This is a genomic window from Staphylococcus sp. HGB0015, from assembly GCF_000411275.1.
Lineage (GTDB): Bacteria > Bacillota > Bacilli > Staphylococcales > Staphylococcaceae > Staphylococcus > Staphylococcus schleiferi.
In genome coordinates this window covers 780178-792961 of record NZ_KE150418.1, presented here as the reverse complement: position 1 = coordinate 792961, position 12784 = coordinate 780178, and the positions used below count along the sequence as shown (strand labels likewise).

Genomic DNA, 12784 nt, shown 5'->3' with positions numbered 1-12784 from the left:
TCTTTTAAAATGCGAATGTATACATAAAAATGATATGAACTAAAATTAAGATGAGTGCCATCGGTATTTGAGCTTTGATGACCGCAAGCTCATCTTTCATTTCTAATAATGCGACGGGTAATGTATTGAAGTTCGCCGCCATCGGTGTAATTAAAGTACCACAAAAACCGCCTGTCATTGCCAGCGCACCCGCGACTACAGGATCTCCACCAATTGCCATGACGAAAGGCACACCAATACTTGCAGTAATGACTGTGAATGCCGCAAATGCATTCCCCATTAACATAGTAAATAACACCATTCCTAATATATAAGCTGTCACACCAATCAATGGATTCCCTTCAGGTAAAAAGCTAGAAATCCCTTTAGAAATCGTCGTACCTACACCACTGACAGTAAATAGTATCCCTAGTGCTGCAAGAAATTGTGGTAAAATCCCAACAGTTCCAATTTGTTGCACGAGTCGATCACTGTCATATAAACCAATTTTAGCTTTTGGCCGCAATACCAGATAAGCAACAATAATCGCAATCACTGAAGAAGCCCCAATGCCAATAGCACCACCCAACGGCGTCCAAGTAGATATCACAATCGCTACGACTGCCAATACAAGTGCAGGGATAAATAAGCGATTACCAAAGCGCGTCGCACCTTCTGTTTCTTCTCGATGTTCGACTTCTACAACTTGACCGACACGCACATTTTTCGTTATCGTCAACAATCCCATGAATAAAACGAGACTCCCATTTAACCAGTTGGGTATGTATGGCCCTACCATAAACAATGCACCTAATAGACACCAAAATAAAGCTGTCCCTATACGTTTTTGATTGTGTGGATTGCGATATACACGCCACGCTGTGTAAATAAACTGTAGTCCAATTAAAATATAAAAGATTTCTAAAATTTGGTTAATCGTGTGTTGACTCATGACGCGTCTCCCCTTTCACACCATATTTACGCTCTAATTTACGATCAAACAACTTATTTTGAATGACACCTATAATTAAAGTGGCTATCGCAATTGGTGCGGAATATAAAGCAATTTGAATTGCGGTCACATGCATATCAAGAGACTTAAACGTCGCTACAATTAATAGTACACCCGATGCACCAACGAATAGGTTTTGACCGAAAAAGTTACCATAATTTTCCATTGCAGAAATATGAGCTTTCAATTTTTCCTCATCTTCTGGCTCTAAATCTCGCTGATATTTCGTTTTTGCTGCAGCTTGTACCATCGGATTCATCAGTGGCCGTACAAATTGAGGATGCCCCCCAATACGAATAGATGCGAGACCCGCTATTTCTCGAATTAATAAATAGATGGACATAATTCTGCCAGAGGTCACCCCTTGTACTTTATTAATAAGTCTTGTCGCTTGTGTCTTTAAACCAAATCGTTCTACCATCCCCACCATCGGTAAAGTAAGGATAAATAGCGACACCATACGATTATCTACGAATGCTTTTCCTAATGTATCAAGGATTTCAATCAAGCCCATATTCGAGACGAGACCTGTCGCAACAGCAGCAATCAGCACCGTTCCGATTGTATCCCACTTAAAATAAAATCCTAATACGATAATGACAATACCAATAAGTTTAAGCCATTCCATAATAAACCTCCTTCAATAAAGCCACTGATGCACATTTCTTTCGTTGTTGTAACACAGGTCGTTCACTGTTTACTTTTAAATCACAGTCAACCGAATAAAGAAAGAAGCGCATGGCTTCAAATCAAATTTTTCTTGCATATGTCTTTTATTTTACTCCGTGCCCCCTTTTTATTTCAATGAACGTTCTGTTAGAAACGCTACTTTCCTTAAAATTGTCGATTTTATTGTTTCAGCTAAAAATTGACATAGATATGTAATTAGCGAAACCAACTACACACCTTGTCAACAGTGAACAAATCTCCATTTCGATTCATGAGCGTCATCTACACGTTTCAATTTTTCCTCATCATCTTTTTTCATAGCCCATTAGGTCAAATGCACAATAAAAAGGCGGGAGAACGATATTAAATCGTTTTCCCACCTTTTCATATTTAACTATAAACCTAGATTTTCTTTGTACATTTGTGCTAATGATTGTTTTTGACCATCATCAGGCACGAAGTAATAAAGTCCATCACTTTGGATACCACCTGAACCATCGAGTTGATGACGTTTCACATGGTCATTGGCATCGCTATATTGACTTCGAATTTGATTTAATTCTCCAATCGTTAAATCTGTTTTAACATTTTTACTTATTTGATCCATCAATGAATTAAAATTAGTGATAGATGAAACACTTGTCAGTTTATCTGCAATACCTTGTAAAACAAGTTGTTGGCGCTCTTGTCGACCGAAATCTCCACCCGCACCTTCTTCTTTACGGCTACGTATGAAAGCCATCGCAGTTTCTCCATCTAAATGAACTTTCTGACCTTTTGTAAAAGAATGGCCTTCTGCTTTGAAAGTGGCATTGCTAACGACATTAATACCATCAAGTGTATCTATCATATCTTTCAAGCCGTCCATATCAATTGTCGCATAATGGTCAATCGGCACATTCATAAGTTTTTCTAAAGACTTAACCGCCATATTGGGACCACCATAAGCGTATGCGTGATTAATCTTTTCAGTGGTTCCTCTTCCTACAATTTCAGCTTGCGTATCACGAGGAATACTAATCAATTGCGTTGTTTTCTTACTCGGATTTACGGAAAGTAACATAATCGTATCGCTTCTTTTACCAATTCCCTCGGTTTCACGTTTAGCATCTGAGTCTACACCAAATAATGCGATAGAGAAAGGCTCACCCTTACTTAAGTCTACTTTACCTGAACGTAGCTCTGAATGATTTCTATCTAATGGATTGTGAATGGCGCCACCTACTGCAAATATTTTAAACGCAAGATAGGCAATGGCTATGATGGCTAATACTAAGAGAATTCCAACAAACCACAGCACCCCCTTCATAATTGGGTTCATGCGTTTTTTAGCTCGTCTATATTCCAAATAATCACTTCTTTCTCGTTTATAATGGTCAATTCTGCTTTCAATTTAGTAATATCATATAGCATTGTATCTCAAATCGAGTGACTATCAATCGGGCTTTAGACGCAACTATGATTTTTTGTAACCGCCGTCACTATTCAAAATATTTAAAACCGCATCGTAGCATCCAGGATTACTAATAATATATTGACCACCTGTTGTAAAATCAATCGGCTGACGATTAAAATCTGTCATTTTCAGTCCTAACACTTCAGCAAATAAAAACTGTGCACCAATATCCCAAGGTTTGGCATTCGTATGTATGTGAGCACCGAATTGTCCCATTATGACTCGGGCTGAATCTAAACCACAAGAACCAATAAGACGATAGCCAAATGATTCATTTAATAGTCGCTGAATCGTGGGTTCATTTAAAACTTTGTTATTAAATGAAAGGATTGTGTCTTCGATAGCCATTGACGTAGGTGGCTCAATTTTTTCTTCATTTAAATAGGCACCCTCCCCTTTGATAGCGCGATACAGCTTTTCCCTAGGGTAATCATATATATAAGATAATTGTGGTATACCGTCGACAAAATAACCTATAATCATACAAAAATCATCTTGTTGCTTGACTAAGTTGGCCGTTCCATCAATAGGGTCAATCAACCACGTATGCCCTTCTTTTAATTGTTCAGTTTGATGGTGGGCTTCTTCGCCATATAATTGATGATTCGGAAATTGAGATTTCAAAAACTGTTCGAAACGTGATTCGATTGTGCGATCTACATTCGTCACTAAATCAAAACGGTTGGATTTCGTATCCGTTTTCATATGTTGTATCAGTTGTGGAAGTTCACGCCGCATTTCAGAAATCCATCTCTGTACTTGCTGATCTATTTCTCGCAATGTCTTTATCGTCGACATGATGAATCACTCCTTTTCAAAGTCATCTTCATTATACATAAAGTCGCTTTAATGAAACAGTTAAATACGAAAAGAAAACCGGTTGGATTTAACCAACCGGCATAGAAAGGAAAGTAAGTAATAAATATTGAAGATGTTAAACTAGAATAAGTACAACCTATCATTTTCAAACTTTACTATCAATCACGATAGCTACCCCTTTTTGAATATGCTGTGTACCATCCCCCTGTAGCTAATTACAATATAACATATCCACCAATAAAATGTAAGCGTTTTCTACAAGTTTTTTATTATTTTTATTTACAAATATCACTTTTGTAGTCGTATTGCACAAAATATACGTTGCGCTATATTTATCTTATAATTATGATATAATATTAATAACTATGGTGAGTTGATTGGAGTGATTTTTTATGAATAAAGAAACACGACAAAATAAACTAATAGCATTAATACAACAACAGCAACACATGACTGCACAAGAACTCGCACAAGCATTAAATGTTTCGAAACGTACGATTCTACGTGATATGCATGAACTTGAAAAAAATGGAGTTCAAATTTTAGCACGTGCAGGTAAACACGGCGGCTACCAATTACAATCTAAACAACAACAGCATCAGTTAGAAATTAATGATCATGAACTTCATGCGCTTTATATGATTTTAAGAGAAAGCCAGTCACAATCTATGTTACCTTATTCAAAAGAAACATCAGCACTCATCCAAAAGATTTTACGTCAACCTAATACAACAATTCGACGTTCATTACGCCAACTTGATGAATATATTTTATATGAAGCCCCTCCAATAGATAAAAATCCGCCCCACTTTGATGACATTTTAATTTATTGTCAAGAGCGTAAAGTGATGGGAGTCGATTATAAAGTCGACACAAATGGCCAACATCATTTTGAAAATGTCATCTTTATTGGTTTAATCGCACAACGCCATCGCTGGCAAGCTGTAGTGTATCAAATTGGTGGTGGCTACACACGTTATATTGATTTATCAACGATTGAAGATATTTCTTATTCATTCCATAAATCGATTAAAACAAACGATATTACACTCAAAAATTATGATCAATATTTAAATAAAAACAACGTACAATAAAAACCAATGTTTCTTAACTGGAAGCATTGGTTTTTTATAAATTTACAAGATGTCGTCATATTAGAATTTCACTTTTGTGTGTCGGCGATAACTGGTATACATTGAGACATAACATGACTCAATGTATACCCTTCATTTACGAATAACAATGTACAATGAAGCTGTCTCTATTAGAAAAAGCTAATCAAATTGTTTAACATGTGAAATGCAATAGAGACACCTAAATTACGACCACTCTTCATATATAAAAAGACAAGCGGGATTGAAATAATAAGGTAATCCACGATTTCAAAAGGAGAAGCTGCACCAGTCACGTGAATTGCTGCAAATAGAATTACTGAAACAACCGCCATCACATTAAAATTAAGCTTCTTACCTAACTCACCAATTAAAAGATGTCTAAAGAATATTTCTTCAAGAATAGGGCCTATTATTACAATCAATAAAAAGTTAAAGGGCAGAAGTGCTGGAATATCCATTAATGCATCTAATGCTAGTTCATTTTGTGTCGTATCATATTGATAACGTTCGGGTATAAAATGAAATACATAATTGTAGCCGTATAATAATATCAAAGTTACAATATATGTCCCCACTATCCATAATCCGTACTGTTTGACGCCTTGAACACTTCTTCTGAATCGCTGTTTCATCTCTTTTCGATGTAATAAATAAAAACTCATTATCACTGTAAGATATGCAAGTATTGAAGAAATTACTTCCGATACATCTATATAAATATCATTGAAAAATTCATCTTTATTTATTCCAAAAAGCAACATTATCGCCAATGAAACTGTAAACCCAAAAAAGAGTGTTGTCACAAATAAAATAGGGATTAACCATAAGTCTCGCCATGCGATGGCTTTCCAACTATATTTTGACATTTTGAATCCTTTCTACCGCAATCATTTAAATTTTTGCTTTACTCATATGACAATTCCATTTTTAAAATTACATTTTTATAAAAGCCATATAAAATTATTAGCATCATGTTATACTATATAATATTTAATGAAAGGAAGGCAACTATGATTCAAAGGGATATACCCAATAGTATGCAAGCGTTCAAAAATCTTGTAGCCTTGCAAAAAATAGTTTTAAATTTTGATCTTATCTATCAAAAAGATCCAGACGAAGCCAACGTCTTGTTAACAACACTTCAAAATAAAGTGACACGCTTATTTGAAAGCCTCCCTCATCCTGATGATATTATCTTACCGACAACATATAGTTATGAGATATATTATGCATGTTTACACAATCTCTACCATAATCCACTCGTTCTCATCGATTTTGGCAGTCAAAGACGCGTAAATAACGGGTACCTTCACGTGATTAATCAAGCTGCAGCCCATTTTAATATTTCACATTGTGATTACTAACCCCATTACAAAAAGAAGCGAGACCTCTTCAAAGGACCTCACTTCTAAACAAGAACTCAGTATTGATACCGAGTTGAATATTTGATTTTTTATACCGATTTTGTCTCACTCTTACAATTTCAATTCTTCTTTATCACGTTTATGATAACCGCGTAAAAAGAAAAATACAGCCATAAATCCTAAGAATAAGAAACCGATAATCACAGATACACGTGTTTCATCATTAATTACCATACCTACTAATACCATTAATAAGAATGCGATTGTTAAATAGTTACTTACAGGCGCAAATGGCATTTTAAAAGGATGATTTTCGATTTTTTCCGGATATTTCTTTCTAAATTGTATATGACTCAATAAAATCATAAACCATGGAATCATACCTGGTAAAATTGAAGCACTGTAAACATATACAAAAATACCCTCTGATCCTTTAATAATCATAGGTAATACAACATTTAAAATGACACCAATGAGTATCCCTGTAGACACGGCTAATACCGTATAGAAAGGCACACCATTTCTCATAACTTTTGTAAAAATCGCTGGTAGTTGTCGATGTTGTGCAAGTGTAAAAATCATTCGGCTTGAGCTAAAAATACCTGAATTACATCCTGACATCGCAGCTGTAATAACGACAAAGTTGATTAACCCTGCTGCAATGGTAATCCCAACTTTTGCAAATGTTGCGACAAATGGACTACCAATATCATGTAACTCGTCCCAAGGATACACAGTGACAATCACAAAAATAGCACCGATATAGAAAATTAAAATACGCCAAATGACGCCGTTGACAGCCTTTTTAATATTCTTTTGTGGATCTTTCGTTTCTCCTGCTGTAATACCGATTAATTCAACCCCTTGATAAGAACCGATAACAATTGATAAAGCAAAGAAGAAACCTAACCAACCATTTGGCATAAAGCCACCGTGTGCAGTTAAATTACTTAAACCGATTGGATGTCCTCCGTTCCCTAATCCGAAGAAAATCAATCCAAATCCGGCAATAATCATTAATATAATTGTGACGATTTTAATCATCGCAAACCAAAATTCAAACTCACCAAATGCTTTTACAGATACGGCATTCGCTACAGTTAAAATAACAATTACAATAATACCTGGAATCCATGATGGCAATTCTGGCCACCAAAACTTCATATATTCACCGACTGCAATTACTTCAGACATACCTACTACTATCCATTGAAAGATATTCGCCCATGCAGTGACATAACCTGCAACTGGATGGATGTAATCTGTTGCATAATTCGCAAATGATCCGGTAGATGGATCTAAATAGACCATCTCACCCATTGCACGCATAATTAAAAACAAAAATAATCCCGCAAGTAAATATGCAAAAATAACAGATGGCCCCGTCCAAGCAATTGTGCTCGAAGCGCCCATAAATAATCCGACGCCAATTGTACCACCTAGCGCAATCATTTGAATCTGTCGTGAACTCAGACCTCTGTGTAACTGGTTTTCTTCCATTGCTTCCATCTCCTTTTAACCCCTACTTATAAAATGATGTTGCACCGTGCATGTCGCTATTATACTACAATTGAGATTGCTGTGGAGAAAAAATTATCACCCTATTTATCTTTGTTTTAAAGAAATATAATACTTTAAAAAAATTGCAACAAATTGAAGTTTGAAATATAACTCAATTTCTAAACATATATGTTCACATCTTTTTGGATTGCCAAAAGTTGTTGAAATATTGACACAACCCCTTATTGTGAATGTATTCGCATTTTGTTATGAAATGTTTATACTATGGTAGAAAATTGAAGAAAGGAATTTCTAACACATGAAAGAAACAAACATAAAATGGGATACAATCTTCTACGGTCGCAAGTGGGTATCAAACATCATTGACACGATTCAAAAGAAAGATATTTTACAAAGCTTTTATCTGAGGCGCTATTTATTAAGAGCCATGATGGCAGGATTTATTATTAGCATTATTGCAGTATTCGTTTTAATGGTAAAAACAACTTTTACACCTGATGTCGCACCTGGTGTGGTCAATATGGCAGGTGCCATTACCTTTAGCTTCGCCCTTGTTTTAATTCTATTTACAAATTCAGAATTATTAACGAGTAATTTTATGTATTTTACAGTTGGACTCTATTACCATCTTATTCGACCTTCGCGTGTGTTAAAAATCTTTTTCCTTTGTTTCCTAGGAAATATTTTAGGAGCGATTGTGTTATTTGGCTTAATTTCACTGACAGATGTCATGACAGTAGAAATGCTTGAAATGCTTAATCATACGGTTCAAGTAAAATCCATTCAATACAGTTTTCAAAACATACTGGTTCGTGCTATTTTCGCCAACTTTTTTATTAATATCTCACTTGTCATTGCAATGCAAATTGAAGACGTTATGGCTAAAATGTTTGTCATGATGTTTGGTGTAACGATTTTCGCTTTTATGGGTTACGAACACGTTGTTTATAATGCATGTCTATTCGTTGCTAGCTTTATTTATCAAACAGAGGCATTTCATATTTTCCATGTATTAAAAAACTTAGTTGCTGCCTTTATCGGTAATTATATCGGCGGTGGTTTAATTATTGGACTCTTCTATGCCTATTTAAATGATCATGGTCAATTTAAAGTGATTAAAAATCAACAAGTGAATGACAATATCGAATAATGGCAGCTATAAACTCAGTCTCAAAACTTATTTCAATATTTTGATTCAGTCGTGTCGTATAGCACAAAACTAATATTGGTTTCATCTCTTAAAAAGCGAGCCGTTCACCTTGACTCGAACAAAACTGAATGTCTTTCAAGCGAGCCGACGTTCAAAACTTTTCGTGTTATAATGGTATCAATTCATTGCACAAGGAGTTAGATTATGGACAAAGCACGCATCATCAAAGGACTGATTATCGCTTTACTTTTAGGTGTTTTTTTCTTTGTCATCAATGTCAATCAACATGGCATTTCGCCCGTAGCATTAGCAACTAAATCTATCATGGTTGCTGTCGTATTTGCAGTCTTATATATTTTGACATTCAGTATTTTAAGTTCAGATGAACGAAAACAACTTTTTGGCCCTCCTTTACTGATTGGTCTCATTATTGGACTCTTAGCAGGCATGCTTTTTAATCAGCCGCTCATTGGCTGTTTGATAGGTATTGTACTGGGTATTGCGGTTGGATGGATTCGTTATCGTATGAAAAGGAGAGATTGAGATGTCGACACAAACGATTGGATTTATTATTATTGGCATTTTGCTATTGAGCTTTGTACCAAATGTTTACATGCTTTACAAAACATCTAAAGAAGGTAATCAAAATATACGTTACCAATTAATGGTTGGTGTGGACGCTATACTATTAGTATTAATTATTACAGCTACCATTTTGTTGACTTAATGCATCAGTTGGACACTGTTTGAAACGCGTCAAAACAGAAAAAATGATAACAACAATGCTTTTAATATCATCGTATATTATTAAACCCGAGCTTTTCGTCAAATCACGAAAGACTCGGGTTCACTTATAACTGAGCCATTTGACTCAGATTGTTATAAAATCATTATTAAATTTTCCCTTGTAAAAAGAAATAGTAGATTACAGTGGCAAATACCGCATAAATCATAAGACCAACAATGCCCGAAAGTACATGAACACGTATCGGAATATGTTTTTGAAAACGTGGTGCAAGCACCAAGTTACCTACTAAAATAATGAGTGGTCCAACTATAAAGAACAAGATTGCCTCTAAACTCATAATTTACACTCCTGTATCGCTATCGTTTTAGCACGATATCCATGTGCGTTTTTATCTTACCATGCCATTGTATCTTAGCCTATACCGTTTAACTAAAAAAACGAGCCGCCCTTATTTTCTTAAGAGACGGCAGGTAAAATGATAAAAGAAATGATTCCCATGATAACGATGGACAAAGGAAACACAAGAGACTGAATCAAATGGACTTTTGCTGGTGGCAAAGCTGCTCTCAGTAACCATGACTCAATCGCAAAATTGATCACTGTTAATGTCACTGTCATTGATAAGACCAACACGAAGCCATTTTGAAACTGAGCAATAAACCCAACAGATAATAACAACATCATTAATAATACAGTGAGCGTTATAAAATAATTTTGAAGGACTTTGACCATCGTTTCACAACCTTTCCTAGCCTACTTTTCGATATATTCAAATCATATTTTCGCACAACCTAACAAAAAAGTAAAATATGCTTTACTAAAGTTATTGCTAAGCTAAAAAAGTTTTGTTCTGATTCGTTCAATTGTTGGACATCTTTCTTATGGTTGAGACAAGTGCTTCTCCTTGATTTATAACTCCAAATCTTCCTTTGCTCTAGCCGCCCAATAACGTGCAAGTAATGGGCCTGTCACTAAATGAATAAAACTAAATACCGCTCCTGGTACTGCAGCTAATGGATTAAAATGAACCGTTGCCAGTGAGGCAGCTAATCCAGAATTTTGCATTCCGACTTCGATTGCTACTGTCTTTTTATCTTTATAATTAAGTTTAAAAAGATGTGCTAAAGCATAACCAATTGTATAACCGAGCACATTATGTAAGATGACGACAACAAAGATGAGTATCCCTGTTTCCACAATCAAAGCTTTACTAGAAGCGACCACCGCACCTAAAATAATAGAAATCGCAACAACAGAAATGAGAGGTAAAATGTCCGTCCCTACATGTGCAACACGCTTCATATATTTTTGAATAAGAATACCTAAAAGCAATGGAAATAAGACAACTTTTACAACTGAAAGAAACATTGCAAGTAATGAAACATTCATCCATTCCCGAGCAAGTAGAAACATCAGAACAGGTGTCAAAATAGCCGCTAAAATTGTTGAGATTGAAGTAATCGTAACGGATAACGACACATTCCCTTTAGCGAGATAACTGACAACATTGCTCGATGTTCCGCCTGGACAACAGCCGACGAGTAAGACACCGATGGCGATATCAGCGGGTAGATGAAACCATTTTACAACGGCGTATGCAGCAAATGGCATAATCGTATATTGCAAAAATACGCCGATAATCACGGGTATGGGTTCTTTTAAAATGAGCTTAAAATCATCCAAACTAACGGTCAATCCCATCCCTAACATAACAACACCTAATAAATAAGGAATGATGCCTCCAAAACCTATAAAAATGCTGGGAACAAAAAATGCGAGTAGACTTGCCAGTAACATCCAAAATAAAAATGTTCGAGATGCAAATTGGCCAATACGTTGTAACATGGGCTTCACTCCTTAATTGTTATAATAATCTGAATATTAGCATAATTATAGATAGCTCACAACCTCTTTTTTACACTTATCCAACTAAAATAACGAATCAATATCGTCCAATACATTTTATTTTTACATCTATAGTCTTACTGATTTCAAAAATTTATCATGCTACAATAGATATGAGAAAAATTTAAATGAGGAATTGCAATGATTATTGATAAACTAGAAACTTTTATTTTAAATATAGATCAAATGCACCATCGTATGGCGCGACGTAAATTGTTGAAGTTACTACGTCAAGCTAACCTCCAAGTCGTCATTCATACTGAATGGATTAAGCATCAACAAAAGCACATGCTTAAGATTCAAATTCCTAAGCGTGCGCTTCCTTATGTCATCAGTTTTATCAGCTTTCACCATTATCGTATCTATCAAATCGTGCCTCTATCATTACTCGAATTAATGGAGCCCCTTCAACTCCGACCTCGTGAAGAAAATCGATTTGAATTACACATTGATGGATTGAATGATCCTTTTATTAAAGATAAAGTCATTGATATTTTAAATGTCTTTCAAAACAAACGTATTCACTATAGCTTTGCAAAAGACAAACTGAAAGTCACAACAACGCCAGAAGTGCTTTGTCAACTCATTGCTACGTTAGCAACGCGTCATATTGATATTTGCCAAGCAAGCGCACCTGCTCGTTGTTATCGTCAATCTCGTATTTCTTAGTGCGGTATAATGATATGTGCTCGATATGAAACCACTCACAATAAAACATCTGTTCATAAATTTAGCGGGGCAGAAATTGATTTCTGCCCCGCCTCATATAGACTCGCTCGAATTGTGCACAGCGGAATATAGACCGATGCATATTTCGAGCATTTTTCGTTATTTTAAGGTTCTTCATTTTTTATGGTGGGATGACATAAGTCATCCTGCTTTTTTGTACAAAAATAGCGCAAATGCCTCTATAATTTTAAGTGACTAAACCAAAAATAAAGGAGACATATTGCGCCTATGTGTAATGATATATTAAAGTTACTAAAAATTAAAGATAATAATATTAAAATCACTAAAGTTGAAGAAGATGTAGTTATTAGAGGTAA

At 35.3% G+C, this 12784-nt stretch carries 15 protein-coding genes; 6 read left to right on the top strand and 9 right to left on the bottom strand.

Translation table 11 applies throughout. From position 1 onward, the window contains the following. Positions 1 to 4: 4 nt before the first annotated feature. The 4 genes from HMPREF1208_RS10095 to HMPREF1208_RS10080 all read right to left on the bottom strand — a co-directional run bounded on the left by HMPREF1208_RS10095 (position 5) and on the right by HMPREF1208_RS10080 (position 3914). A complete protein-coding gene (locus HMPREF1208_RS10095) occupies positions 5 to 931 on the bottom strand; it encodes a DUF979 domain-containing protein (protein ID WP_016426288.1) in 927 nt (308 codons plus the stop codon). After that, positions 912 to 1619, bottom strand: coding sequence for a DUF969 domain-containing protein (locus tag HMPREF1208_RS10090; RefSeq protein ID WP_016426287.1), 708 nt, complete (start codon positions 1617 to 1619; stop codon positions 912 to 914). The genes HMPREF1208_RS10095 and HMPREF1208_RS10090 overlap by 20 nt, the downstream gene beginning before the upstream one ends. A gap of 435 nt (positions 1620 to 2054) precedes the next feature. Then, a complete protein-coding gene (locus tag HMPREF1208_RS10085; protein WP_016426286.1) occupies positions 2055 to 2981 on the bottom strand; it encodes an LCP family glycopolymer transferase in 927 nt (308 codons plus the stop codon). 135 nt (positions 2982 to 3116) lie between these two features. After that, the gene (locus HMPREF1208_RS10080; RefSeq protein ID WP_016426285.1) at positions 3117 to 3914 is read right to left on the bottom strand and encodes an inositol monophosphatase family protein; all 798 of its coding nucleotides are present in this window, start codon (positions 3912 to 3914) and stop codon (positions 3117 to 3119) included. A gap of 413 nt (positions 3915 to 4327) precedes the next feature. Here HMPREF1208_RS10080 and HMPREF1208_RS10075 point away from each other — a divergent pair, with 413 nt between their 5' ends. Beyond that, positions 4328 to 5029 carry a helix-turn-helix transcriptional regulator gene (locus HMPREF1208_RS10075; RefSeq protein WP_016426284.1) on the top strand — a complete coding sequence of 234 codons (702 nt, stop codon included), beginning with the start codon at positions 4328 to 4330 and terminating at the stop codon, positions 5027 to 5029. A gap of 170 nt (positions 5030 to 5199) precedes the next feature. On the opposite strand, the gene HMPREF1208_RS10070 is transcribed toward HMPREF1208_RS10075, so the two are convergent. Further along, positions 5200 to 5916, bottom strand: a complete 717-nt coding sequence (locus HMPREF1208_RS10070) for a CPBP family intramembrane glutamic endopeptidase (protein WP_016426283.1) — start codon at positions 5914 to 5916, stop codon at positions 5200 to 5202. 144 nt (positions 5917 to 6060) lie between these two features. Between HMPREF1208_RS10070 and HMPREF1208_RS10065 the strand changes: the two genes are divergently transcribed. Next, a complete protein-coding gene (locus HMPREF1208_RS10065) occupies positions 6061 to 6414 on the top strand; it encodes a hypothetical protein (protein ID WP_016426282.1) in 354 nt (117 codons plus the stop codon). Positions 6415 to 6525: 111 nt separating this feature from the next. Here the strand turns inward: HMPREF1208_RS10065 and HMPREF1208_RS10060 are convergent, their stop codons facing one another. Next, positions 6526 to 7914, bottom strand: a complete 1389-nt coding sequence (locus HMPREF1208_RS10060; RefSeq protein ID WP_016426281.1) for an amino acid permease — start codon at positions 7912 to 7914, stop codon at positions 6526 to 6528. Between the two features lie 319 nt (positions 7915 to 8233). Between HMPREF1208_RS10060 and HMPREF1208_RS10055 the strand changes: the two genes are divergently transcribed. The 3 genes from HMPREF1208_RS10055 (at position 8234) to HMPREF1208_RS10045 (ending at position 9812) form a co-directional block, all read left to right on the top strand. Next, positions 8234 to 9085: a formate/nitrite transporter family protein gene (locus tag HMPREF1208_RS10055; protein WP_016426280.1), complete on the top strand. Its 852-nt coding sequence runs from the start codon at positions 8234 to 8236 to the stop codon at positions 9083 to 9085. 204 nt (positions 9086 to 9289) lie between these two features. Continuing rightward, the gene (locus tag HMPREF1208_RS10050; protein WP_016426279.1) at positions 9290 to 9628 is read left to right on the top strand and encodes a hypothetical protein; all 339 of its coding nucleotides are present in this window, start codon (positions 9290 to 9292) and stop codon (positions 9626 to 9628) included. 1 nt (position 9629) lies between these two features. Further along, positions 9630 to 9812 carry a hypothetical protein gene (locus HMPREF1208_RS10045; protein WP_016426278.1) on the top strand — a complete coding sequence of 61 codons (183 nt, stop codon included), beginning with the start codon at positions 9630 to 9632 and terminating at the stop codon, positions 9810 to 9812. 166 nt (positions 9813 to 9978) lie between these two features. On the opposite strand, the gene HMPREF1208_RS10040 is transcribed toward HMPREF1208_RS10045, so the two are convergent. From HMPREF1208_RS10040 to HMPREF1208_RS10030, 3 genes are all read right to left on the bottom strand, one after another. Further along, the gene (locus HMPREF1208_RS10040; RefSeq protein WP_016426277.1) at positions 9979 to 10170 is read right to left on the bottom strand and encodes a hypothetical protein; all 192 of its coding nucleotides are present in this window, start codon (positions 10168 to 10170) and stop codon (positions 9979 to 9981) included. Positions 10171 to 10289: 119 nt separating this feature from the next. Continuing rightward, positions 10290 to 10565 (bottom strand): hypothetical protein, encoded by a 276-nt coding sequence (locus HMPREF1208_RS10035; RefSeq protein ID WP_016426276.1) that lies wholly within the window; start codon positions 10563 to 10565, stop codon positions 10290 to 10292. 177 nt (positions 10566 to 10742) lie between these two features. Further along, complete coding sequence (locus tag HMPREF1208_RS10030; RefSeq protein WP_016426275.1) at positions 10743 to 11678, bottom strand: bile acid:sodium symporter family protein; 936 nt, start codon at positions 11676 to 11678, stop codon at positions 10743 to 10745. A 201-nt stretch (positions 11679 to 11879) separates the two neighbouring features. Between HMPREF1208_RS10030 and HMPREF1208_RS10025 the strand changes: the two genes are divergently transcribed. After that, entirely contained in the window at positions 11880 to 12407 is a 528-nt protein-coding gene (locus tag HMPREF1208_RS10025; RefSeq protein ID WP_016426274.1) for a hypothetical protein, read from the top strand. The last annotated feature ends 377 nt before the right edge of the window (positions 12408 to 12784 follow it).